The sequence below is a fragment of the Borrelia nietonii YOR genome (assembly GCF_023035795.1).
GTDB lineage: Bacteria > Spirochaetota > Spirochaetia > Borreliales > Borreliaceae > Borrelia > Borrelia hermsii.
In genome coordinates this window covers 678,284-704,721 of the sequence record NZ_CP073148.1, presented here as the reverse complement: position 1 = coordinate 704,721, position 26,438 = coordinate 678,284, and the positions used below count along the sequence as shown (strand labels likewise).

The following is a 26,438-nucleotide window of genomic DNA, read 5'->3' as shown; positions in this document are numbered from 1 at the left end:
AATGATAAAATCAAGCTTTAAACAGGGGTAATATTATGAAAACAGCTCACTGGGCAGATTATTACGCAAAAAAAATCATAAAAGAAAAGGGAAAAAAGGAACAATATACAGTTGCATCAGGCATCACTCCATCAGGAACTGTACATATTGGAAACTTTAGGGAAGTAATTTCCGTTGACCTTGTAGCAAGAGCATTAAAAGATACAGGTCAAAATGTAAGATTTATCTACTCATGGGATAACTATGACGTATTTAGAAAAGTACCTAAGAACATGCCTGATCAAGAATTACTGACAACCCATTTAAGACAAGCAATCACAAGAGTTCCTGACACTCAAACTAATCAGTCAAGCTATGCAAGAGCAAACGAAGTGGAATTCGAAAAATATTTACCTATTGTAGGTATCAAGCCGGAATTTATAGATCAAAGTCTAAAATACATGTCAAGTGATTATTCAAGTCAAATTAAATTTGCACTAGATCATAAAGATGAAATAGCAAAAGTGCTTAACAAATACAGAACAACAAAACTTGCAGACAACTGGTACCCTATTAGCATTTTTTGCACCAAATGCAACAGAGATACTACAACAATCAAAAATTATAATCATTGCTATTCTATTGAATACTGTTGCGAATGCGGTAACAAAGAATCACTCGATTTAAGAAAAACATGGGCTGTAAAACTTCTATGGAGAATTGATTGGCCAATGCGATGGAAATACGAAAACGTTGACTTTGAGCCTGCAGGAAAAGATCATCACAGTAGTGGAGGAAGCTTTGACACCTCGATAGAGATCGTAAAAATTTTTGGAGGAACTCCTCCCATAACATTTCAATATGATTTCATATCAATCAAGGGACGTGGTGGAAAAATATCCTCATCATCTGGGGATGTAGTATCGCTAAAAGATGTACTTGAAATATACACCCCCGAAGTTACAAGATTTTTATTTGCATCAACAAAACCCAACACGGAGTTTGCAATATCATTCGACCTTGATGTAATAAAAATCTATGAAGATTATGATAAATTTGAAAGAGTATATTATGGAATTGATGACATTAAAGAAAATAAAAAAGAAGCTTTTAAAAGAATTTATGAACTCTCTCAACCAAAATCACCAGACAAAGAAATTCCTTATCAAATTGGTTTTAGACATTTAAGCATGATTTGTCAAATTTTTGAAGGCGATAAAGACAAAATTTTTAAACTTTTAAATGACGTCAAAGAAAACCAAAAAGCAAAACTTATAAACAAAATTGAATGTGCCATTAACTGGATCAAAAAATTTGCACCTGAGGACTTTAAATTTTCACTAAGGCATACATTCGATAACATCGAACCCTTAAAGGATAACAACAAACAAGGAGTAACACAATTACTAGATTTCTTAAAAAAAGATTTCAATAATATCACTGAAAAAGAAATTCAAGATGAAATTTATAATATTTCAAGAAATAATAACATTGAACCACCATTATTCTTTAAACAACTTTACAATATACTAATTAATAAAGACAAGGGACCAAAATTAGCAGGATTTATTAAAATAATTGGAATTAAAAAATTTGAAGAAATTGTTAAACACTATATTTAGCTCTAATATTAAACTATTTAACATACAACAAGAAGAGAGCATTAACTTAAATGCTCTCTTCCTAATAGTCTTAATGACCTCTTTATTTTTTCTTTCCTTGATTAGCAACAGATTCCATAGCCGCCTTAATCTTATCCGCATCACCTAAGTAATAATGTTTAATAGGTCTTAGATCTTGATCAAGCTCATAAACTAAAGGAATACCAGTCGGAATATTGAGCTTTAAAATATCATCATCACTCATATTATCAAGATATTTAACAAGAGCTCTTAAGGAATTACCATGAGCAGCAATAATAACTCTTTTTCCTTCAATAATAGCTTTAGCAATTTTATCTGTCCAATACGGTATAACTCTTGCAACAGTATCCTTTAAACATTCTGTTGAGGGAAGCTCACTTTTAGGGATTCCTTTATATCTTAAATCATGAATTGGATGACGCTTATCAGACTCTTCTAAAGGCATAGGAGGAATATCATAACTACGTCTCCACATTAAAACCTGATCTTCTCCATACTTCTCAGCCGTCTCAGCCTTATTTAACCCTTGCAAAGCCCCATAATGCCTCTCATTGAGTCGCCAAGATTTCTCTACATCAATATAAGATTGACCCAATTCACGCAAAATAATATTTAAAGTATCATTAGCTCTGACTAACATTGAACTAAAAGCAATATCAAAAGAATATCCATTTTGTTTAAGAACTCTACCACCCTCTAAAGCTTCAGAAATACCCTTTTCAGAAAGCTTAACATCAGTCCAGCCTGTAAAAAGATTTTCTCTATTCCATTCACTCTCACCATGCCTAACTAAAACTAATTTATACATAAAATCTCCTAAGAAATGTTTTTTATTACTTCAATAACATTTTATCAATTAAATTAACACAAAATCTAATTAATGTTAATACTCAAGAATTCCCCCAAGTAATCATAAATACAATATAATTATTAGACATTTTACTAAAAAACTAATACTATTGCCTATCTCACTTTAATGGTATAATTTATTTTAAAGCCCTATAGATAAATCTATATTTAAGGATGATTCATAATGGAAGAACAAAAAAAGTTAGTCTCACAATACGCAATTGATCATTATGTAAAAAGCAACATGCATCTTGGAATTGGAACAGGAACAACCGTTTTTTATGCAATTAAATATTTAAGCAAAAAAATAAAATCTGGAGAATTAAAAAATTTGAAACTTTATCCAACAAGTAGTGATACAAAATATTTACTTGCAAAAGAAAATATTACATATGAATCCAAATTCACAAAATTGATCAAAAATATAGACATCACAATTGATGGAGCCGACGAAATTTTATTAGAAAAAAAAGCCCTAATAAAGGGTGGTGGAGCAGCTCATTTAATGGAAAAAATAGTAGCATACAATTCTCATCAATTATTGATTATTGCAGATGAAACAAAAATTGTACAAACTTTAGGAAAAGGGACATCTGTACCAATCGAAATTGTCCCAGATGCTCTTTCATTTATTACAGCTAACCTAGAAAAAATGAACTTTAACCCTGTTTTAAGAACTTGTAAATTTAAAGCAGGCCCAATAATAACTGATAATAATAACTACATCTTAGATGTAAAAATGAATATTGAAAATCCTAAAGAGACTGAAAAATACTTCAAATTACTTCCAGGAATACTTGAGATTGGTATTTTCAACCATCAAAATACCAAAATTATATACTATCAAAATGGACAGATTAAAGAAACTTAAAATTCACTTTAAAAGAAGTATTAATGAAATATTCTCTAATCAACCGAAGATAAAAATCCACTTTAAACCTTTCATGTCCATCTAAATAAAGAATATCATTGCTAAAAACAACTGATTTACTTAAACTCAAAAGATAATCAATAAACTTATAGAAATCTTCCTGATTATATATAAACCTACGCTTTAAAACAGAGACATCAAGACCATTCTTAGTTCCAAGATTTGTAATAAAATGACAAATAAAAAAATCTAAATCACTTAAACTCTCAAAAGTTGCCGAAGCTCTGGGACTCCCTAAAAAATTATCATCCTTCCTAATTACAGCCTCAAGACCATCACCTTTATGCGCAACAAGCAAACTAACAGAATTTATTCCAACACCCAAATATGGTTTAAGAGCCCAATACCTTGCATTATGTTTACTCTCATGCCCCTTTAAGGCAAAATTTGAAATCTCATAATTTATATAACCATTAGATTCCAAAAAATCAAGAGCATAAAACCAAAAATATTCAGCCTTAGCCTCATCATAATTACAAGAAACCCCTTTAAAAAGCTCAATCTCACAATTTTCTTCATCAATTAAAACTTCTGAAAGACAAATATGTTCAGGAGCACATGCAATTACCTTTACTAAATCACTCTTAAGATGCATTTTTTCTTGATAAGGAATATTAATACTTAAATCAATATTCAAATCAAAGTCAAACTTATGAATATTATCAATTGCATCATTTACTCTACCCACAGATATCCAAGAAGCACCCAAAATGCTTAAAAATTTTGAAGAAAAACTCTTTACATCAATACTAATTCTACTAACATAAAAATCATTTAAAATTGTTAAAAGCGAAGGTGTAATCTCTCCGGGATGCAATTCAAAGGTAAATTCATCTAATGTAACAAAATCAAAATTTCTAGAAAGAAAAGTTAAAAATGATTCTAAATTAGAATCATTACCAAATCCCAAAGTTTCGTATTTAATATAAAGGGTCTTAATTTTTGGAAAACCCAAAATCTCTAAGCAACAAGACAACTCATACAATATTTTATCAAAAAAAACATAACTAAAACATCTGGTAAGATCAATATAAATACTTAAATCCGTTAAACGCAAAAAATTCACTACTATATAAACGGCCTTTAAAAAATTTAAGTTTAATTATAATATATATAATGGTAGCATCAATTATAATGAATTTAAACAGATTCGATATAAAATGGGAAATAAAAACAAGAGGTTTGAATGTCTAAAGATTATTACAACATACTTGGAATACACAAAAATGCTACAATAGAAGAAATCAAAAAAGCCTATAAAAAATTAGCCATAAAATACCACCCTGACAAAAACAAAGGAAATAAATTTGCTGAAGAAAAATTTAAAGAAATAAATGAAGCTTATGAAATTCTCTCATCTCCTCAGAAAAAAACCAATTATGACAATTTTGGAAGTGCAGATTTTAATAATAATTTCAACACAGAGTCATTTAGTAAAGGATTTAAAAATACTGGATTTCATCATTTTGAAAACTTCGATTTATTCTCTGACATCTTTGGAGAATCTACAAGGGAAATACTTAAAGACAAAGAAATAACTATTAAAATTTCGTTATACGACGCTTATATGGGGGGAAGGAAATCTATATTAATAAACAATGAACAAATTGACATTAATATTCCAAAGGGCACAATTGAAACTACTAAATTAAAGTTCAATGGAAAGGGAAACATACATCCAATTTCTGGGAAAAGAAGTAATTTAATTATCAAATTTGAAATATCAAGTTATAAAAATTTTAATTTAAAGGAACGAAATCTAGAAACAAAAATTGCTGTATATCCATGGGAAATAGCTTTAGGTGGTGAAAAAATCTTTGAAACAATTGAAGGCAAAAAAATAAAGATAAAAATTCCAAAAGATACAAAAAATGGAGAAATACTTAAGTTAAAAGGTCTTGGAATGCCCGCACTTGGAAATACCATTAAAGGAGATCTTAAAGTCACGCTAATAGTAGATGTACCCAAAATCATTAATGATGAAGTAAAAAAAATATATGAAAGACTAAAAGAAATATATAATTAGAAATTTTAAACAAATAAATGTTCGAAATTTTTTAAGCTCTTCTCCCAATCAAGCTTGAGCTCATTAAGCCTACTCATTTTAAGTTCATATTCCTTAATTCCATCCTCGATATTATTAAAATTTTTATTAATGTCTACTGCAAATTGAATAATATCACCTTGACGGGGCGAAAGACTAAAGAAAGTAAATTTCCAACCCCCAGAATTTATAGTAGATATTATCCTTTTTTGAAAAACATAATCTGATATTAAAACAAGTTTTTGAAACTCTTTCCTACGCAAATAAATAAATTCATTCCACTCATTAAAAATAGCATCAGGTAATTCATCTAAGCCAATCTCAATAATATTACTTATTGACAAAAGGATATTGAGAGTCTCTAATAAATTCAAATAATAACTCTCAAAACACTGAATAGTAATATCTAGAAGAGAAATTTTAATAAGCAACTTAGATATATCAAGACTATGCTCTTTCATAATTTTTGATATTCTTTCTTTGGCATATTCCATAACAAATTTTTTATGTGTATCTTTAATATACTCACTTACTTTTACCTGTTCCACTTTTCCACAATACTCATCAATTTCTTTATTGATTAAATCCAGGCTATTATTATTAGCTTCATTGGAAAAGAAATCAATTGAGTTTGCCAGTCTTCCTAAAAACTCTTCTTTAATAAAAAAAGTGGCAATTTTTATACAAGAGTATGGGGTCTTATTTTTACTGTCAAATTCTTCAATCTTTTTTTTAAGATCCACTCTAAAATTCAAATATTTAAGTTTATCTAAAAATCTATTAAAAATATCCTCATTATTTAAAAGTACATCGCATTTTAAGTCTAGAAATTCTGATTCTGGATGATACTTTTTTATCAAATTTTTGATAGTGCTTAAAACATCACAAAACACCTTTTTATTAATATTTAAATTATCATTTAACTTTGAAGAAGAAGCACTAGCAATCTTAGCAATATCCTTATGAGTCTTATCTAAAAAGACAATCTTACATTTAAGCAAATTGGCATCATTAATAAGATTTGACTGCTCTTTATAAGAATAGTAATTTATTAAACTATACCTAAAAATACTAAAATTTAGATGTTTTTGAAAATCAAAAAACCTATAAAATCCTAATGAACCAAAATCAAAAAACTTCATATCATAATATTATAACAAAACATCTATTTAATTTTTTTATAACAACTTAAAAGAATAGGAGAAGCTATAAAAATTGAAGAATAAGTGCCAACAACAACACCTACCATAAATATTAAAGAAAAATCCTTAATAGCACCATCAGTAAACACATAAATAGAAAGCACAGCAACAAATGTCGTAATAGATGTTAAAATGGTTCTTGATAAAGTTTGCCTAATGCTTAAATTTAAAACATTTAAAAATGAAGTATCTGTCATATTCCTAGAATTTTCTCTAATCCTATCAAAAATAATTATCGTGTCATTTAAAGAATACCCAATAATTGTCAATATAGAAACAATTATTGAACTATTTATCTCTATTCTAAGTACCCCTAAAAAAACAACCACAAAAAGTATATCATGAATCGTTGCAAATATTGATGCAACAGCATAACTTAACCTAAATCTCAATGCCACATAAACTAAAATCAGTGCAAATGTTAAACAAACCAATAACATTGATTTTGTCCTTAAAATAGATGAAAAATTTGAATCAATAAAATAAGAATCAAGAATTTCAACATTAGCATCAAATTCAGTTCTCAACTTATTGATTAATGTACTGTGAATTTCTTTTTTTAAAGCATAATCAGTAATGTCTGACTTCACTATAATAGAAAAATAGCTCTTAGAAGCATCACTTGAAATAATTTCATTAACATCAAATGTTTTATAAACTGGAGAGAGTACCTTTTGCATATCATAATCTCTAATACCTGCTTTATCTAGTACAAAATTAATATTAACTCCTGAAGAAAAGTCTATTCCCCAATTATAACCATCATGATACATAAAAGTATAAATAAAACCTGAGAAAATCACACAAATACTAACTATTATAGCTTTATTTCCATATTTTAAAAAATTAAACACTTTTTGCATAATTTGAACTCCAAGAGATACTTACACATTTGCTTTTACTTAAAGATATAATAACTTCTAAAATAAACCTTGAAAAGATTAAACTACTAAAAAGTGATGCCACAATCCCTATAGACAAAGACCAAGCAAAACCTTGAATAGTCCCAGTTCCAAGAAGAGTTAAAAAAAGCACAGCAATAAATGTTGTAACATTTGAATCCATTATTGCCCAAAAAGCTTTTTTAAATCCATCCTCAAATGCTCTTCCAAATTTTCGTCCATTTCTAATCTCTTCCTTAATTCGCTCATAAATAACTATATTAATATCAACAGCCATACCCATAGTTAATACAAGACCTGCAATACTTGTAAGAGTCAAAGTAAAGTTAAATGCTGAGAGAATTGCCAATATTAAAAATAGATTATAAATAACCAATGAAAATCCTGCTACAAAACCACTCATCTTGTAATATGCCAACATAAATAAAAAAACTAAAACAAGTGCAAGAAGAGATGCTTTTATTCCAAGTTCAATTGTTTTCTCTCCCATAGTAGGTCCAATAACTCTTAGGTCATCTATCTTTATTTCAACTGGGAAAGCTGCTGTTTTAAACACAAGTGCAAGCTCATTAGCTTCCCTTTTATCAAAAGAATCTCCCTGAATTGAAACATTTCCTCCAGCAATAGCATGACTAATATTAGCCACTGATTTAATTTTCCCCTCCATAACCACAGCTAAAGCCTTGCCAATATTCTTTTGAGTAAAGACAAAAAATTTTTCACTTCCCTCATTATCTAGATTAAATGTAACTATATCCTTACCTGTTTTGTTATCATTTAAAACCCCAGCATCCTTAATATGGGAACCATCAAAAGAGCTCTCAACACTAGAATCAACAACATAATAATGAACACTAGATTCATCATCAATACCATAAGAATCCTTAACATACCATGGAAAAATTTTCTTATTATCTCCAAGTCCCATGCTATTCTTAATATCAGAAATAGAATAAAGAGGTCCAGCTTCTAGTATTTTAGCATTAAGCACAGAGGTAGCCTCATTATCAACTACATAAAAGGTTAAATTGCCTCTACCACTTAAAAGAGAATCAACTCGCTTCTCATCTTTTTCTCCAGGAACATCTAAGAAAATCTTATTCCCACCTGCTTCTCTTGTAATCTTAGGCTCTGTAAGTCCAAAGGTATCTACCCTATCTTTAAGTATCTGCATTGTACGCCCAAGAGCTTCTTCCCTTTCTAGAGCACTCAAAGTTCTTCCTAATTTCTGCTCAAGCTCTGAATAATCAAGAGAAATAGTAACACTCATTCCTCCAGACAAATCAAGTCCAAGTTGTATTATTTTGCTCTTATTCCTCTTTATATCTTCATAATACCTATAAATTTCAAGACTAAGCTCTTCAATATCAGTATCTGTTAAAAACCCATCTCTTAAAACTTTGACATTACTAAAATATTTGGGAAACTCTTTTCCATAAATCCTATAATTATTTTTAGCTACTGGAATTAAATATTTCAAATCATCTGGAATCTGAGCATCAGGATCTTTTTGATACAATTCCTTAAGTTTAACAAGAGAACTCAAAGCCTTATTTTTAGAATAATCCCTTAAAGCCTCTTTTGAATACGAACTAATTTTCTTATCCTCATCATTAGTAAAAAAATACCACTTTAGAGTAGGAAATATTAAAAGATAAGCAAATGATGTCACAAATAGTATTAATATAAATTTAGAGACTTTATTCATAAATAGCACCTTATTACGTTAATCTAAATTAAATATTACGCTAAATTAATATTTAATTAATAGTCATGTATTTTTGCTTCTAATACCTTAATTTTCGTCTTTAATTTCGTCAAAAATAACCTTTTCAACTGAACTTTTTATAAATTTTGCCTCAGAAGTTGGACTAATCTCAAGCACAACTTCTGAATCACTAACCTTCTTAATAACTCCAAAAATCCCACCTATAGTTAAGACCTTATCACCCTTTTTAAGGTTTTTGATCATATCCTTTCTTCTCTTCTCTTCTTTACGCTGAGGCGATATTACTAAAAACCAAAATATAGCAATTACGGGAATAAAAACCAATAAACTCCTAAAAAAACTACTGCTATGGCTAAAATCTTGCAATAAAAACATAAAATTTCCTAACTTTTAAACATAAGTCACTTTTATACTAGCAATATTATCAGGATAAACTACCCCAAAGAGGAGCTCAAGCTCCTCTTTTTTACTATAACTAGAATTGCTAATTCTATTATACTTATCAATTAAATACTCAATAAGAGTATTATCTTTCCTATAAAGAGCCTTACTAAAAGCACTTCTATAAAATCCAAGATTAAAAAGTTCTTCTGCGCTCTTACCTTTATGCTGGCTTAAAAGCTCTTTATCTATTATTGCCTTAGAACCATCATAACCTACACAAAAGACAAACTCATTTTCACTCAAATCTAGCTCCTTAGCATAATATAAATCCCTATAAATGAAAAATTTGTAAGTAAGACTAACTTACATCATTCCCATTCCAGGATCCATAGGGTAACCACCACCAGCACTACTCTTCTCTTCCTTAACTTCAGTAATAGCACACTCTGTTGTCAAGAGCAATCCTACAATTGAAGCTGCATTCTGAAGAGCACTTCTTGTAACCTTGGCAGGGTCAATTATACCACTCTCAATCATATTTACCCATTTAAAACTTGCTGCATCAAAACCGAGTCCTTTCTTGTCAGTTTTAATCTGATGAATATAAATAGAACTCTCAAATCCAGCATTAGAAATTATTTGTCTCATTGGTTCTTCAAGACTTCTCTTCACAATTTCAAAACCTTGCTTTTCCTCATAGCTAAGATTACTTGTATCAACTGTATCAAGATACAGAGCAACTTCAATAAGAGTTGATCCACCACCAGGAACAACACCTTCCTCAACAGCAGCACGAGTTGCAGATAAAGCATCCTCAACCCTATGTTTTTTCTCTTTAAGCTCCACTTCAGTAACAGCACCAACATTAATAACAGCAACTCCACCAACAAGTTTTGCAAGACGCTCTTGAAGTTTTTCTCTATCATACTCAGAACTTGTCTCTTCAATTTGTTTTTTAATAAGCTCCGCACGCTCTTTTATTGGCTCTTTATTTCCAGTATTAATAATTGTAGTATTATCTTTATCAACTCTTATTGATTTAGCCTGGCCAAGTTGCTCAAGCTCAACATTCTCAAGAGTAAGTCCCAATTCCTCACTAACAAGCACTCCTCCAGTAAGTATCGCAATGTCTTCAAGCATTGCCTTGCGTCTGTCACCAAATCCAGGCGCTTTAATTGCACAAACCTTCAAAGCCCCACGAACACTATTTAGAACAAGTGCAGCAAGAGCTTCTCCTTCAATATCCTCAGCAATAATTAACAAAGGCTTATTTGTGTTTAAAACCTTTTCAAGCACTGGTAAGAGTTCTTTAATTGTGCTAATTTTTTTCTCACATATTAAAATATAAGCATCATCAAAGCTTACACTCATATTTTCTTTATTTGTAGAAAAATAAGGGGACAAATATCCTCTATCGAATTGCATTCCCTCAACATAAGAGATTGTAGTATCAAAAGTCTTTGACTCTTCAACAGTAATAACCCCATCTTTTCCAACTCTGTCCATTGCTTCAGCAATTTTCTCACCTATCGAAGTATCATTGTTAGCAGAAATAGATGCTACCTGTGCAATTTCTTCCTTAGTAGTAATTTTCTTAGCGGATTTACGAATCTTATCAGCAGCCAAAGCCACCGCACGATCTATCCCTTTTTTTATTCCAATTGGATTAATCCCAGAAGAAACATTTTTAAGCCCCTCTCTTGCAATTGCATAAGCAAGTACAGTAGCTGTAGTAGTTCCATCCCCAGCTAAATCATTTGTCTTAATTGCAACTTCTTTTAAAAGTTGTGCTCCCATATTTTCAAACGCATTCTCAAGCTCAATTTCACGAGCAACACTCACTCCATCTTTTGTAACAGTAGGAGAACCAAATTTTTTATCAATTAAAACATTTCTCCCCTTAGGACCAAGAGTCACCTTTACAGCATTTGATAATTTTTCAATGCCGCTGAGCAGGCTCTTTCTCGCATCTTCATTAAAATATATGTCCTTAGCCATAAATTTTACTCCTTTTAAGTATAACAATTTAAAGTTAAATTAAAATAGCACATTATAAAGTTAGCATGAACTTCATACATATCACTATAAAAATATAATTTTTTTTCATTCATTAATCAAGCCAAAATAACATAAAAATCAAGAAACCTCTTTGCAGCAATTTACTGTAAAATCAATACCATTTATACTAATCTAATATATACTTATGTAAAGATCTCTTATGATGTTTAGAAAATTTAGAAACCCAAGAACTTATATTGTTATCATTTCAATAACTGCATTTGCTGAGAGTAAATTATATTCCATTTTATCAAATACCAAATATTTAATTGAAAACAAAAATTTAAGTTATAAGATACATTGGACATTTCCAACATATTTTTTTGAAATTTTAAAATTAAATTCAGAATTAAATGAATGGTTTCTTAAAAGACTTAAAAATAATGAAGATATTTACATTCCAAGCACGTACAGCGGCAGTCCTCATGAGTATATGTTACATGATGAAATACATGTAGATCTATACTGGGCTTTAAAGAACCCATTTAAAAGTGGATATAAAGATTTATTTAAAGATAATCCACATACATTTTACGTATACAATATGGAAAAATCAAGAAAGAGAGTGCTTGAACTATATAGAAACCTTAATTTTAACTACATAGAAGGAATAAGAATTGCAAAAAATAATAAAAAATATTTAGTTTTCTATAAAAATAACTGTCAATTACTCTCAGAAATCCAAGAACCTGAAATAAAAAAACAAAATGTAGATACGCTTATTTACTTTCATGAAATTAAAGACATTTACAATAATCAAGAATTAAAGAACTTTTTACTGTCTTTAAAAGAACTAGATGCAAACTTTTACAGTATTAAGATACAAAATCTAGAAGGCAAAAAAATAACCACAGAGCTCTTAGAAATCCCAGAGTTTAACTCATTAAAAGAACAGACATTAATGCTACAATTTCAAAACAAAAGACTAAAAGAATATCAAATAAATGAAACTTCTTTAAAAGAATTTTTAATTAATAAAAATTTTGAATATCACTTAACCAATCTAGAATCTATTACAAGTAGAAATCTTGAATACAACATGGAGGGCAATTTTACGCTATCTCATGAAAAATATCATGTAAAGTTTAAAGAAGGAAAACTAAATAAAATCAAATATAAAGAAAGAAAAATTGAATTTTTAGATTCTTGCAGAACCTACATTAAAATCTTATCAAAAAAAAATATAGTTATAGAACCAACCATTGAAAGTTCATTTTCATTCTCAAATGAAAAAACTGTAGGAATTAGACAATACTTAAATTTCAATGAAAAAGAAAAATCCATAATTGATTTCTTTCTAGACGAAAGCCTTGCAGGTTTTTTTATATCGATTAAAATAGCATGGCCTTCTGACATAACTTGCAATAATAAAAGCGTAAAGATAAATAATACAAATTATTTACTTGAATATTCAAGTCTAGAAATACCCATTTTCGAAGTTGAGAGAGGAACAAACTTAAAAATTACTGCAAGATACAATGATTCTGATACTTATGAAAAAATTATTGAAACAAAAAAAGATACAAAAGGATACATTAATGGCACAGAATTTTTAATATCTAAAGGAAACGATCAAAACAGTAATTTCTTCCTCGGTTTCTTAAATATCGAAAAATATATTATATACACAATCAATTATAAAATCGCAAAAAGAGGCTTTAAGAGATGGTTTATCTTAAATATAGGAGGCTCTTATAATACAGTAAAAGTTGAAGATTTGCAAAATTATTCTTTGAGTTTAAACTTGATATTAATCCCAATTAATAATAATTTCGATAATAAAATCAAGATAAACTCAAAAATAAAAACCTTACTTTTTTACCCAAATATAAAAAAAAATGAAAATAAATAGCTATCAGTAGCAAAATATTAATAAACCGTTATAAAATTATTTCTATAAGGACATTAAAGTACTTAATCTTAAATAATAAAGGGTATGATATATGAACAACAATACAATAGAGGTACATTCCACTTTAGAAAAAGTCGGAATTACTAATGACCCTATCTTGCTAAAATCATTAACAACAGAGTTGGGCATGAAAGCCTCGCATTCAAGAAATAGAATAATTTTACACATTGCTTCAAATCCAAAAGAATATTTTACAGCAAAAGAGATTTACAACAAATTAATAAAAGAAATACCAAGCTTATCAAAAGCAACAGTGTATAACACATTAAACATCTTGAAAGAACGTAATATTCTTAAAGATATAAAAACAACCGATCAAAAAGAAACAAGATTTTATCTAAGTTTGACTTCTACAATAGCTCACTTTAAATGCAACAAATGCAATCAAGTTTATCCCATCCAACTTGATGACATTAAAGATATTCTGAAAGACAAACTTGGAGAAGAATGGAAAACCAAATCTATAGAAATTATTTATTCAGGCTCATGTAACAATTGTTATCAACAATCTAAAGATGACAAATCTAATATTGATGATGAAAATAATTAAAGGAAAAAAATATATGCACATAAAAAACTCTATTTTTATCTTTATATTCTTACTTCTTTTAATAGTAGTAGGTCCAAAAATGAAAGTTAGAAATGAATTTGCCAAGATCAAAATTCCCAATAAACTTGAAGAGATTGATCAATATTTACTAATTGAGGAATCCAAGTTTAATCTAGAGGAAAATACAAAAAAAGAAATCATATGGAACGAAGCTCAAAAAAGAACAGAATACGCAGTAATATATATTCATGGCTTTGGAGCATCTAAAAACGAAGTTTATCCCATACCAAACAATATAGCCAAAGCATTAAACGCAAATATCTTCTTTACAAGACTTAAAGGACACGGAATTAACAACAAAGACGCATTTAAAGGTGTCAACACTCAAGACTGGTTAAGAGATATTGATGAAGCCATTCAAATTGGGCAATCAATAGGAGAAAAATTAATAGTCATTGGGACCTCAAATGGTGGGGCTTGCACTATCTGGGCATTAAAAAACTACCCAGACAAAATATACTCTGCCATTTTAATATCACCTAATATCTATCCTCAAGATAAAAGGACAAGCTTAATTTACTACCCTTGGGGACGTCAAATTGCTTACTTGATGACAGGCGGATATAATAAACCTGAAATAAGACAAAATAAAAGAACAGAATACAAAGAAGTCACAACATTCTATTCACCAATACAACAAATCGATTCAATCATTTCAATGATGGGTCTTGTTAAATTAATTAATGCTAATGGTTTTGATAAGATCAAAACTCCACTAACAATAGCTTACTCTCCAAACGACCCTACAGTAGACTCTAATGAAATAAATAAATTCATAAGTGAATATGGGGGACATAAAAAAACAATACCAATGATGCTTATTGAAGGCCTTCACTCTCATGTTTCTGTCGGAAATCATAGCTATAGAAGTGCTCAAAATACATCTTATTTAACAAAGTACGCAGTTGATTTTATTAAAAACATAAAAAGCAAGTGATATGCTTTTGCATATCACTTCTTAAAGAATTCAATTCAGTATTAATTGCCAAGAATTTCTTCAATTTCATTTTTAAGCACACTAACACCAGGGCCATAAACCACCTGCACTCCACTACTTTTGACAATAATTCCCTTTGCTCCAGTATTCTCCAGAGTATTTTTTAAAACTTTAAGAGAATCTTTTACAGTAACTCTAAGCCTTGTGGCACAACAATCAAGCTCAATAATATTATCAGACCCCCCAAGACCCATAATTACTTGAGACGCAACATTATCTTTCTTCCCATTTGCAACAGCAAGAAATGCATCATCAGCATTTATACTATCTTCCCTCCCGGGGGTCTTATAGTCAAATTTAGATATTAAAAAAGTAAAACTAAAGTAATATAGGAAAAACCAGAAAATACCTACCATTGGAACTAAAATCCAATTTGTTCTTGCATTTCCCTGCAAAATCCCAAAAAGAATAAAATCAATAAATCCTCCAGAGAAAGTCTGTCCTATTGTAATTTCTAGAATATGAGCAAACATAAATGCAAAACCATCAAACACCGCATGAATCACATAAAGAACTGGTGCTACAAAAAGAAAAGAAAACTCAAGGGGTTCTGTAATTCCCGTTAAAAAGGAAGTTAAAGCTGATGAAAACAAAAGTCCAAAAACTTTTGACTTTTGACTAGGCTTTGCAAGGCGATAAAGTGCAAGAGCAGCACCTGGCAAGCCAAACATCATAGTAATAAATCTTCCACTCATAAAACGACTAGTTCCAATAAAAAATTTATCAGTACTCTGAGATGCAAGTTCAGCAAAAAAAATGTTCTGGGTTCCTTCAACTAACTTACCATTAATAATTTCAGAACCACCAAGACCAGTTGTCCAGAAAGGCAAATAAAATATATGATGCAGTCCAAAAGGACCAAGTATTCGTAAAAAAATGCCGTAAATAAGGGTACCAACATATCCTGTCGCATCTACTAATACACCCACTCTGCTAATTCCAGACTGCATGAAGGGCCAAAATATAAACATACATACAGCAAGAAAAATATTTGAAAAAGAAACTACTATTGGTATAAATCTAGACCCTGAAAAAAATCCAAGAACTCTTGGAAATTCAATTTTATTAAACTTATTGTGAAGATAATAAGTCAAAATACCAACAATAATCCCACCAAAAACACCTGTCTCTAAAGTTTTAATCCCAAGTATCATCCCAACAGCTCCACTTGAGAAATCTTCAGCTTTTCCAAACATATCAACTAAAATGCCAATAGTAGAATTTAAAACAAGATACCCAATAAAGGCAGAAAGTCCCGCTGTTCCTTTGTCTGCTTTTGCAAGTCCAACAGCAACTCCAATTGCAAATATCGGGGGCAAATTAACAAAAATAATAGCACCTGCGGCACGCATTACATTAAACACTGACTGAATGGCAAACACATCCAAAAAAGAATATGCATTGATAGTTCCCGGATTAGAAAAAGCACCCCCAACACCTAAAAATAATCCTGCTGCAGGAAGAATAGCAATAGGCAACATAAAAGAACGCCCAAATTTTTGAGCATTCTCAAAAAATTTCCCCATAAAACCCTCCTATATGTCTGCAAAAAAACTCATCAGACATCATAAAAACCCTCAAATTTATTTAACCTCATTCTTTAACCTCATTTATTTTATCAACAAAACTTTTTGTAATTTCCATAGGTCGTGTAATAGCCCCACCGACAACAACCAAAGAAATTCCAAGTTCAAAACTTCTCTTAGCCTTAAGAGGAGTATCAATTTTCCCCTCAACTATTAATTTTGATTTGAAATTACACTTAAGTAAACTTTTTAAAAAGGCAAAATCATCATCTACAATATTACACCCTTCAGTATCCTTTGTATATCCATGTAAAGTCGTACCAATAAAATCAAATCCAAGCTTATCCGCATTAATAGCCTCTTCTAAAGAAGCAATATCTGCCATAAATAGCTGATTGGGATATTTCTTCTTAATCTTATTAAAAAACTCAGATAGCAAAAGACCATCGGGACGCTCTCTAAGAGTAGCATCCAGAGCAATGACATCAACCCCTTCACTACAAAGTTCATCGACTTCTTTAATAGTAGGTGTAATAAAAACAGGGAAATTGTTATAAACTCTCTTAATAATACCTATTATGGGTAAATCAACTTCTGATTTTATTTGACGAATATCTAGAACACTATTGGCTCTAATTCCAACCGCTCCGCCCATCTTTGCTGCTAAGGCCATTTTAGACATAATAAAACTACTATGCAAAGGTTCGCCTTCAAGAGCTTGGCAAGAAACAATTAGACCTCTTTTAATTTTTCCAATAATATCAAACCCTCCTATAACTTAATTGTTCACAAAAATCCTAAGTTTACAAACTATATCATTTTTGAAAAAGATGCAATTCACCGTTAATTTAAGCAGATGTAAAATACAGATTTTATATCTGCTTAAATTAAGCTATAATTTAACAATGTCAAGTAAAATCAACTGGTTCCCTGGTCATATGAAAAGAGCCTTGGACTTAATCCAGGCAAATCTTAAGAGAACAAATATTGTATTAGAAATACTTGACGCTAGAGCTCCAATTAGTAGCAAAAATCCACTAACTGAAAAAATAATTAAAAACTCAAATAAGGACAAAATAATACTTTTAAACAAATCAGATCTTGTAAAGACAAGAGAAATTTTGAAATGGAAAGAATATTTTGAAACACTTGGAAATAATGTACTAATCACAAATATATATAAAAAAGGAATGAAAAGACAAATTATCGACAACATAAAAAAAATAGCTAATGTAAAAAAAATTAAAACTTACACAGAAAAAATCAAAGTCTTAGTAATTGGGGTGCCAAATGTTGGAAAATCATCCATAATTAACCTACTTGTAGGGAAAAAAAGCACAAGTGTTGCAAACAAACCAGGACACACAAGAAATATACAAATATTAAAAGTAAACGAAGAGATTAATATCTTCGATATGCCAGGAATCTTATGGCACAATTTAGAAGACCAAGAAATTGCAAAAAAACTTGCAATACTAGATATGATAAAAAATGAAATAATAGACAATACAGAACTTGCACTATACCTACTTAAAGAAATGCATATAAATAACAAAAACAAATTACTAGATAAATATAATATCAAATCAACAGATTCACTTAAAATTCTAGAAGAATTTGCAAAAACAAGAAGATTTATAAATAAAAAACATGCAATAGACATCGAACGGGCATCAAAAATACTAATAAAAGAATACAGAGAAGGTAAATTTGGGAAAATTATACTTGACGTAAAATGCCATCATAACAATAAATAAAGTCATTTACATAAGCATTAATATAAAGTATAATCTAGTCTCATGTGATCCGATCGCCACATGAAAAAGGAGGGTCCCATTAGTTGTATAATCATATCCTAGAGATTAAAGACTTAAGTCATTACTATACTGATAATAGTAATAAAGTTCTAGATACAATTAATTTAAAAATTAAAAAAAATGAGTTCATTACTTTACTTGGTCCATCAGGATGCGGCAAAACAACCCTAATAAAAATTATAGGGGGCTTTTTAAATCAAACTGAAGGAGAAATTCATTTCCTATCAAAAGAGATTTCAAAAATTACGCCTAACAAAAGGGAAATTAATACTGTATTTCAAAACTATGCACTCTTCCCACACATGAATGTTTTTGACAATATTTCATTCGGACTTAGGATGAAAAAGATAAACAACAATTTAATAAAAGAAAAAGTAAAAGCCGTACTTTCCCTAATTGACATGCAAAAATACGCCTACAGAAATATTAATGAACTATCGGGTGGGCAAAAACAAAGAGTTGCAATCGCAAGAGCTATAATTATGGAACCTAAACTGTTACTCTTAGACGAACCACTCTCAGCTCTTGATTTAAAGATGAGACAAGAAATGCAAAGAGAGCTAAAAAAAATACAAAGAAAGCTTGGAATAACATTTATCTATGTCACACATGATCAAGAAGAAGCATTAACAATGAGCGATAGAATAGTAATAATGAATGAGGGGGTAATTCTTCAAATTGGAACACCTGAGGAAATTTACAATGAACCCAAAACAAAATTTGTAGCTAGCTTTATTGGAGAGAGCAATATTTTTGAAGGAACTTATGAAAAAGAATTCGTTGTTAATATGTTTGGTAAAGATTTCAAATGTCTTGACAAGGGATTTAAAAATAAAGAATCTGTTGATCTTGTAATAAGACCAGAAGATGTGAAAATACTGCCAAAAGGTCAAGGGCATTTAAGTGGAATAATTACTTCAGCAATATTCCAAGGCGTACACTACGAAATGACACTAGAGATACAAAAATCCAATTGGTTAGTTCAAAGCACAAAACTAACAAATGTTGGAGAAGAAGTTGATATTTCATTAGGCCCTGATGACATTCACGTAATGTGCAAGGAACAATAAATTATGAATAGAATAATTCTAATACTATATACTCTATTCTTATCAATATTCATCATCTTTCCTCTAATCATAATAATAACTTTAGGATTTTTTAATGAACAAAATGAGTTTACATTTGCAAATTTTATAAGATTACTAGAACCAAGCTACTTAAAAATTTTTTCAAGGAGCATAAATTTTGCCTTAATTACAACCATTTTTTGTATACTAATTGGATATCCTACAGCATGGTTTATATCCATGTCAAAAAAAAACGTTCAGAACATGCTCATAATAATGATAATACTTCCTATGTGGATCAACACCTTGCTTAGAACTTATGCTTGGATCAGAATATTAGGAAAAAATGGGATTATTAATAATTTGCTTGAAGCAATGGGATTTAAATCCATAGAATTGATCTATAATGAAAAAGCTGTAATAATTGGTATGATATATAATTTCTTACCATTTATGGTCTTACCAATATATATAGGACTCTTGAAAATAAAATATGAATATATTGAAGCTGCAAGAGACCTTGGTGCAAGAATGTGGCAAATATTATTATACATAAAGCTGCCATTAACATTATCATATCTTGCAACAGGAATAATCATGGTATTCATTCCTTCAATCACAGTGTTTATTATCTCAGATTTACTAGGTGGCGCTAAACAAATTTTAATCGGCAATTTAATTGAAAAACAATTTTTATTCGTAGAAGATTGGCATACTGGAGCTGCTATTTCATTTATTGTCATGATAGTAATATTAATATTTAATTTAACAATACTTAAGTTAATGCACAAAAACAACATAGAATAAGGATATTAATATGCTTAAAATACTAAAAAATACTTTTTTACTTTTGACATTTGGATTTGTTTATGCGCCCATATTAATTTTAGTAATTTATTCTTTTAATGCAGGGGACAATGGATTTTTTTACCAGGGATTTAGCCTAAAATGGTACAAAGAAGTCTTTGTATCACATCAAATAAAAACGGTCATATATAATACTTTACTAGTAGCAATACTATCATCCTTAATTTCCATTGCAATTGGTATCCTGGGAGCTTACAGTATTTACAAAACAAAAAATAAGAAAATAAAAACTATTCTCTTATCAATAAATAAAATACCAATAATTAATCCTGATATTGTAACAGGAATTAGTTTAATGACATTTTATTCTTTAATAAAAATACAGCTAGGTTTCTCTACAATGCTAATGTCACACATAATCTTCTCAACGCCTTACATAATAATAATAATTCTGCCTAAACTATATTCTCTTCCAGAAAATATTATTGATGCAGCTCGTGACCTTGGTGCATCAGAGAGTCAAATTTTTAAAAACATAATATACCCAGAAATAATTGGAAGCGTGGCAACAGGAGGCCTTATCGCATTTACATTATCGGTTGATGACTTTTTAATATCATTTTTCACAACAGGTCAAGGGTTTAATAACTTATCAATACTAATAAATTCTTTAACTAAAAAAGGCATAAAACCCATAATTAATGCCATTTCTTCCATATTATTCTTTGTAATACTTAGCCTATTATTTATTATTAATAAATGTGTAGGGATCAAAAAACTAACAGTAGATACAGAAATTTAATAATAAGGGGTTTTTTTTGAAAAAAATTTTAGTATCAATAATAATTTTAATAGTCATCTCTTGTTCTTCCCAAAAGAAACAAAATACTCTTAGTATCCTTAACTGGGCAGAATATATTGATGAAGAATTAATAGCCCAATTTGAAAGGGAAAATAAAGTAAAAATAAATTATGAATGCGTCAATAACAATGAAGAAATGATAGCAAAATTTAATAACACAAAAAGTTATTATGATATCATAGTTCCATCAGAATATTTGGTTGGAGATTTAGTAAGTACAAATAAAATTGAAGCTCTAGACTATTCAAAACTGCCAAATGTAAGAAATAACATGTTAGATGAACTTAAAAATCTAGAACATGATCCTGGTAATATTTATTCTGTACCTCTCTTTTGGGGAGTAATGGGAATACTTTACAACAAAACCAAAGTTAACATAAAAGATATGAATGAATTTGACATACTATTTAACGAAAAATACAAAAAAGAAATTGCAATGTTAGATTCACCAAAAGAAAATATTGGGGTAGCACTTAAAAAACTTGGTTATTCCTTAAATGAACACAATATATTTATAATCAAAAAAGCCGAAGAATTATTAAAAAAACAATCTCCCTTGGTAGTAGGTTATTTCTCAGATATTGCCGCAAAATCACTAATACTAAATGGTGAAGCATCCATTCAACTAACATGGAGCGGAGAAGCATTAGATGCAATGCGCAAAGATCCAAATTTAGACTTTTATGTACCTAGAAGCACAAATCTCTGGATTGATGTCATGGTCATTCCATCAGACGCACCTAATAAAGAACTTGCCCATAAATTCATAAACTTTCTTTATGAAAATGAGGCATCCTATGCAAACTATAAAGAGACAAACTATAACTCACCAAACAAAAATGTATTTAAGCAATTAAAGGAAGAAGCAAAGGACAATCCTGAAATTCAGCTATACTTAGAAGAAAGATTTGTTCCAAAAAACTTCTCAACACACGAGGTATTTAAAATGGTACCAAAAAAAATAAAAGAAGAACAAATGAGAATATATGTAGAATTATCATCTTAACAAAGAGCTAAGGCACCTTTTAAATGCAAGGTGCCTTATTAATCAAGTTTTAGTAGAATTTAAAAACTGATTTTTCAATCCCAAAAAAGCTATAGAGAAAATAATAATAATACCTAAGAACACTTGATAAAACAAAAATGGCATGATATCAAGTGGGGATATAGCCCCTTTTGCAATATTCATTACACTTATCATATGCATACCATATGGTAAAGCACCAATTAAAGCACAAGAAGAAATTGAAAGTAATGCCGCACAACGCTTAGGACATACAGAGTTAGCCTCAGATATACCCTTAGTAACAGTCTCATTAACTAAAATTGCAAGGCCACTATTTGAAAGAAAACCTGTTACCATAATTATTAAAAAAGTAATTGTAAACTCAGCGCTTCTCCTACACTTAGCTAAATACTTCAATTTAGTTAAAATCCACTCAAAACCCCCATGACTAATAGTCATATAAGAAATTCCTCCTGTAAAAATAACAAGAATAAGCATCTCACTCAAATCCAAAAGTCCCACATTAATCTTTTGAGCCATTGAAAGTAAAGTTAAATCACCATTTAAAATACCAATACCACCAGCAATCAATATGCCCAAAAACAAAACTAAAAATACATCTACTCCTAAGAACGCAAAAATTATAACAAAAAGGTAAGGAAGCACTTTCAAATAACTTATCTCCCCAAGCTCAACATTAACTTCAAGACCACCAATATAAGAGCCTAAAATAGCAAATGCTACAGTTGATAAAATAGATGCAGGAAATGTAAAAAAAACACCATTCCTAAAAACATCTATAATTTTAACTCCTTGCGTACGACTTGCAATAATAGTTGTATCTGATATTAAAGACATGCTATCACCAAAAGCGCCACCCCCAAGCACAGCTCCCGCAACCATGGGCAATGGAATACCACTCTTACCCGCTATTTCAAATCCAATTGGAGTAACAGCCACAACAGTTCCAAGGAAACTGCCAGTTGCAGTAGAGAGGAAAAGGCATATTAAAAATATTCCTGCTACCAACAAATTAGCGGGTATATACTTAAGTCCAATATTTGCTACGGTTTCAATGCTACCTATTTCTTTACAAACAGCGGAAAAAGCACCTGAAATCAGAAAGATGAAGGATATAAATATAATATCAGTCTGTGAGCATCCTTCAATGAATTCATTCAGCTTCTCTATAAACGAACCCTTAAATAAAAGGAATGCAGTAACAACAGCTAATAACATAGCAATTATTGGTGGCATCTGATAAAAAGCCATCTCTACACCTTGTATCTCTAAAGCCACTCCTGTTCCCACGTAAACAATAATAAAAACAAGGAAAGGAACAAGTCCTAAAAAATTCGGCCTTATATGACTACCTTTGTTCATTTTAAACCCCCTATATAATCCATATATTTATGAATTACCATTTGGATTTCTTATGCGATTTAAGAAATCCAAAATAAATTTAATTTTTAGCAACAACCTAAAAAATCCCTCTACATCAAAACCACTCATAAACAAAACCACAAAAAACAGAAAAATAGTCGACAAATAAAACCACAACCACCGATGAAAAGAACAAGACTTTCAACTCCATATGCAAACTACGATCTAACAAAACGCAAACAACTACGTTTAGAGGAGAACAATTTTTATGATAAGGAATGTCATCATCAATATATACCTACTTTGCAACCTTGCCATAAATAAACACAACGATCTTATTACTAATCAAGAAATATCATCAACTATAACAGGAAGAAATATAACTATAAAATCTGAAAAATTCTGCCTAGCATTAAATTCCCAGTTAAAAATCTATTCCAACCATTTCCTACTTATCATTACAACAAAAAAATTTGCCCTTTAAGCATCGAGAAAAAATTGAATCAACCATCTCTCTTTCTACTAAACCTTTTTTGCAACACATAAATAACTACAAATTTGCATAAATATCAATAATCTCACAATCCCTCCAATAGAAGACCTTTTTATGAAAAAAATAAATAACTCGCAATACTCAAAAAACAATCCATATAAAACTAACATAGCTTAAGACTAATACTTGAAATAGCTTTAATACTACCTATCCTTTTAAAAGGACAGAAAAACCTTTTGATAATAAAGAGCAAAAGCCCAACAAAATAGCATTTAACCTTAACTTAAAGGTCAGCATTTTTTACCTAAAATTCCAAAGATAAAAAGCAGTAAATAAATTATCTTAATTAATTATAAGTTTTAAAAACATAGATATGTATTTTAAATATTATACCACAAAATAAGATATTTAAGGATTTTATTTAAAAAATAAACTCATACTGAATAAAAAATTGAAGATTGAAAATAAAATTACAAATTGAATATACCAAAATTATAATTTTTAAAACAATAATCTTATTAAAACCGGTCAAGAAAAATAAAAAATCATTAAAGACAGTATTAAATATCTACAACAAAAAATAAAGCAAATGCAATATTTGATTTATCAATTTAGCAATTGTCAACCTAATATCTTCAATACCTACATCTTACGCCAAAAATGATCCTTTTCTAAAACCATATTTGCTTCAACTGGTCCTTCTGATCCATAAAAATAATCCCAATTCTTAATGTCTGCCCACTTATCAAGAATATCTGATACAAATTCCCAAGAACTATCAATCTCATCATTACGAGCATACAAGGTTCTATCACCCAAAAAAGCATCAAAAAGTAATCTCTCATAAGATTCACCAAAAAATTTGTTAAATGAAGCATGATAAGAAAATTCCATATTAGCTTCTTGAATCTCATAATTATATCCCGGGCGCTTAGTATTAAACTTAATTTCAATACCATCTCTTGGTTGAATTCTAAAAATCAAAGCATTTGAAAGATTATTTAACTCAGTATTAAAAATAGTAAACCCGGGCTTTTTAAACTGAATATATATTTCTGAAAATTTCCTCACAAGTGCTTTTCCCGTCCTAATATAAAAAGGAACCCCAGACCAACGCCAGTTATCAATAAACAATTTCATAGCCAAATAAGTCTCAGTATTTGAAGTACTTAAAAACTTAGCTTCTTCTCTATATCCTTTCTTTAAAACCCCTTGTACCTTAGAACACACATATTGTCCTTTAACAATATAATTTTGCATGGTCTTTCTATTTAATTTTTTTAAACTTTTTAAAACCTTAACCTTTTCATCATGAATAAAATCAGCATTAAATCCAATAGGAGGCTCCATTGCAATTAAACTTAAAAGTTGCAAGATATGATTCTGAACCATATCTCTTAAGGCACCAACAGAATCATAATACTCAGCCCTACCATCAATGCCAGCCTCCTCTGCCACGGTAATTTGAACAAAATCCACATAACGATTGTTCCAAATATTCTCAAAAATAGAATTCCCAAATCTAAATGTAAAAATATTTTGAACGGTTTCTTTACCTAAATAATGGTCTATCCTATAAATTTGTTCTTCTTTAAACACAGAATAAAGAAGAGAATTTAAACACCTGGCTGTATCAAGATTACTACCAAAAGGCTTTTCAAGGATAATCTTAGACAAGTAAGAAGTATTATTAAATGAATATGGCTTTAAATTCTCAATTATAGCCTCATAAAACTCAGGGGATGTTGAGAGGTAATATATCCTCTCTCTATTATCTAAAAGAGACGATAATTTTACATAAGCATCCTTTTCTCTAAAATCTCCCGACAAATAAACAAAAAATTTTAAAAAATTATCAACTAAAACAGCAGACTCTTCTTGCCACAAAGAGTCTTTAAGATAAATATTAAGTTCCTCATCAGTAAAGCTTCTTCGTGAGAATCCAATAACCCTAAAATTACTAATATGGCCATCTTTATATAAATTAAAAAGAGAAGGAATAAGTTTTCTTCTAGACAAATTACCAGTAACACCAAATATTACAACATCAAAATTAGATACATTCTTTTCTCTCATAAAAGATCTCCAACAGGTAATTATACTATTATTGCCACATCAAAACTATGTTGCAATTCCCTTGCTAAATAGTTTACCTACCTTAAATTTAATCACAATAAAACAGATTTAAAAACATATTTAAAACAAATATCATAAATTCTAAAAAATCAAATATC

The 26,438-nt window shown here is 29.7% G+C and carries 23 protein-coding genes; 11 read left to right on the top strand and 12 right to left on the bottom strand.

The window, feature by feature from the left end; translation table 11 throughout:
• The first annotated feature begins 35 nt into the window (after window positions 1-35).
• Entirely contained in the window at window positions 36-1,601 is a 1,566-nt protein-coding gene (lysS, locus tag bhYOR_RS03325) for a lysine--tRNA ligase (RefSeq protein WP_025399964.1), read from the top strand.
• Between the two features lie 82 nt (window positions 1,602-1,683).
• Here lysS and gpmA read toward each other — a convergent pair whose 3' ends face one another.
• On the bottom strand, window positions 1,684-2,430 hold the full coding sequence (gene gpmA / locus bhYOR_RS03320; protein ID WP_025399963.1) for a 2,3-diphosphoglycerate-dependent phosphoglycerate mutase: 747 nt from the start codon (window positions 2,428-2,430) through the stop codon (window positions 1,684-1,686).
• Between the two features lie 225 nt (window positions 2,431-2,655).
• Here gpmA and rpiA point away from each other — a divergent pair, with 225 nt between their 5' ends.
• On the top strand, window positions 2,656-3,342 hold the full coding sequence (rpiA, locus tag bhYOR_RS03315) for a ribose 5-phosphate isomerase A (RefSeq protein ID WP_025399962.1): 687 nt from the start codon (window positions 2,656-2,658) through the stop codon (window positions 3,340-3,342).
• Here the strand turns inward: rpiA and psgB are convergent.
• Window positions 3,329-4,468: a HemN-related non-iron pseudo-SAM protein PsgB gene (gene psgB / locus bhYOR_RS03310; protein ID WP_051480136.1), complete on the bottom strand. Its 1,140-nt coding sequence runs from the start codon at window positions 4,466-4,468 to the stop codon at window positions 3,329-3,331. The genes rpiA and psgB overlap by 14 nt on opposite strands.
• Window positions 4,469-4,588: 120 nt before the next feature.
• On the opposite strand from psgB, the gene bhYOR_RS03305 reads away from it, so the two are divergent.
• Window positions 4,589-5,428 (top strand): DnaJ C-terminal domain-containing protein, encoded by an 840-nt coding sequence (locus bhYOR_RS03305; RefSeq protein WP_025434108.1) that lies wholly within the window; start codon window positions 4,589-4,591, stop codon window positions 5,426-5,428.
• Between the two features lie 5 nt (window positions 5,429-5,433).
• On the opposite strand, the gene bhYOR_RS03300 is transcribed toward bhYOR_RS03305, so the two are convergent.
• The 6 genes from bhYOR_RS03300 to groL form a co-directional block, all read right to left on the bottom strand.
• Window positions 5,434-6,588 (bottom strand): hypothetical protein, encoded by a 1,155-nt coding sequence (locus tag bhYOR_RS03300; protein WP_025399959.1) that lies wholly within the window; start codon window positions 6,586-6,588, stop codon window positions 5,434-5,436.
• A 23-nt stretch (window positions 6,589-6,611) separates the two neighbouring features.
• Window positions 6,612-7,511, bottom strand: coding sequence for a protein translocase subunit SecF (gene secF, locus bhYOR_RS03295; RefSeq protein WP_025399958.1), 900 nt, complete (start codon window positions 7,509-7,511; stop codon window positions 6,612-6,614).
• Window positions 7,495-9,258: a protein translocase subunit SecD gene (secD, locus tag bhYOR_RS03290; protein WP_025399957.1), complete on the bottom strand. Its 1,764-nt coding sequence runs from the start codon at window positions 9,256-9,258 to the stop codon at window positions 7,495-7,497. The genes secF and secD overlap by 17 nt, the downstream gene beginning before the upstream one ends.
• A gap of 87 nt (window positions 9,259-9,345) precedes the next feature.
• The gene (yajC, locus tag bhYOR_RS03285) at window positions 9,346-9,654 is read right to left on the bottom strand and encodes a preprotein translocase subunit YajC (protein ID WP_025399956.1); all 309 of its coding nucleotides are present in this window, start codon (window positions 9,652-9,654) and stop codon (window positions 9,346-9,348) included.
• Between the two features lie 15 nt (window positions 9,655-9,669).
• Entirely contained in the window at window positions 9,670-9,966 is a 297-nt protein-coding gene (locus bhYOR_RS03280) for a hypothetical protein (protein ID WP_025399955.1), read from the bottom strand.
• A gap of 60 nt (window positions 9,967-10,026) precedes the next feature.
• Window positions 10,027-11,661 carry a chaperonin GroEL gene (groL, locus tag bhYOR_RS03275; RefSeq protein WP_025399954.1) on the bottom strand — a complete coding sequence of 545 codons (1,635 nt, stop codon included), beginning with the start codon at window positions 11,659-11,661 and terminating at the stop codon, window positions 10,027-10,029.
• Between the two features lie 223 nt (window positions 11,662-11,884).
• Between groL and bhYOR_RS03270 the strand changes: the two genes are divergently transcribed.
• From bhYOR_RS03270 to bhYOR_RS03260, 3 genes are all read left to right on the top strand, one after another.
• A complete protein-coding gene (locus bhYOR_RS03270; RefSeq protein ID WP_247088207.1) occupies window positions 11,885-13,573 on the top strand; it encodes a histidine kinase in 1,689 nt (562 codons plus the stop codon).
• 91 nt (window positions 13,574-13,664) lie between these two features.
• Window positions 13,665-14,183, top strand: a complete 519-nt coding sequence (locus bhYOR_RS03265; protein WP_025399952.1) for a transcriptional repressor — start codon at window positions 13,665-13,667, stop codon at window positions 14,181-14,183.
• 13 nt (window positions 14,184-14,196) lie between these two features.
• Complete coding sequence (locus bhYOR_RS03260; protein WP_025434107.1) at window positions 14,197-15,180, top strand: alpha/beta hydrolase; 984 nt, start codon at window positions 14,197-14,199, stop codon at window positions 15,178-15,180.
• Between the two features lie 41 nt (window positions 15,181-15,221).
• Here the strand turns inward: bhYOR_RS03260 and bhYOR_RS03255 are convergent, their stop codons facing one another.
• Window positions 15,222-16,766, bottom strand: coding sequence for a PTS transporter subunit EIIC (locus bhYOR_RS03255; protein WP_025399950.1), 1,545 nt, complete (start codon window positions 16,764-16,766; stop codon window positions 15,222-15,224).
• Window positions 16,767-16,833: 67 nt separating this feature from the next.
• Entirely contained in the window at window positions 16,834-17,526 is a 693-nt protein-coding gene (locus bhYOR_RS03250) for an N-acetylmannosamine-6-phosphate 2-epimerase (protein WP_025399949.1), read from the bottom strand.
• Between the two features lie 145 nt (window positions 17,527-17,671).
• Between bhYOR_RS03250 and ylqF the strand changes: the two genes are divergently transcribed.
• The 5 genes from ylqF to bhYOR_RS03225 all read left to right on the top strand — a co-directional run bounded on the left by ylqF (window position 17,672) and on the right by bhYOR_RS03225 (window position 22,328).
• Complete coding sequence (gene ylqF, locus bhYOR_RS03245; RefSeq protein ID WP_025399948.1) at window positions 17,672-18,523, top strand: ribosome biogenesis GTPase YlqF; 852 nt, start codon at window positions 17,672-17,674, stop codon at window positions 18,521-18,523.
• 83 nt (window positions 18,524-18,606) lie between these two features.
• Window positions 18,607-19,653, top strand: a complete 1,047-nt coding sequence (locus bhYOR_RS03240) for an ABC transporter ATP-binding protein (protein ID WP_025399947.1) — start codon at window positions 18,607-18,609, stop codon at window positions 19,651-19,653.
• Between the two features lie 3 nt (window positions 19,654-19,656).
• Window positions 19,657-20,460: an ABC transporter permease gene (locus tag bhYOR_RS03235; RefSeq protein WP_025399946.1), complete on the top strand. Its 804-nt coding sequence runs from the start codon at window positions 19,657-19,659 to the stop codon at window positions 20,458-20,460.
• Between the two features lie 10 nt (window positions 20,461-20,470).
• Window positions 20,471-21,262: an ABC transporter permease gene (locus bhYOR_RS03230; protein ID WP_025434106.1), complete on the top strand. Its 792-nt coding sequence runs from the start codon at window positions 20,471-20,473 to the stop codon at window positions 21,260-21,262.
• A 16-nt stretch (window positions 21,263-21,278) separates the two neighbouring features.
• On the top strand, window positions 21,279-22,328 hold the full coding sequence (locus tag bhYOR_RS03225; protein WP_025399944.1) for an ABC transporter substrate-binding protein: 1,050 nt from the start codon (window positions 21,279-21,281) through the stop codon (window positions 22,326-22,328).
• A gap of 42 nt (window positions 22,329-22,370) precedes the next feature.
• On the opposite strand, the gene bhYOR_RS03220 is transcribed toward bhYOR_RS03225, so the two are convergent.
• Entirely contained in the window at window positions 22,371-23,711 is a 1,341-nt protein-coding gene (locus bhYOR_RS03220; RefSeq protein WP_025399943.1) for a Na+/H+ antiporter NhaC family protein, read from the bottom strand.
• 1,135 nt (window positions 23,712-24,846) lie between these two features.
• Complete coding sequence (zwf, locus tag bhYOR_RS03215) at window positions 24,847-26,280, bottom strand: glucose-6-phosphate dehydrogenase (RefSeq protein ID WP_025434105.1); 1,434 nt, start codon at window positions 26,278-26,280, stop codon at window positions 24,847-24,849.
• Window positions 26,281-26,438 lie beyond the last annotated feature (158 nt).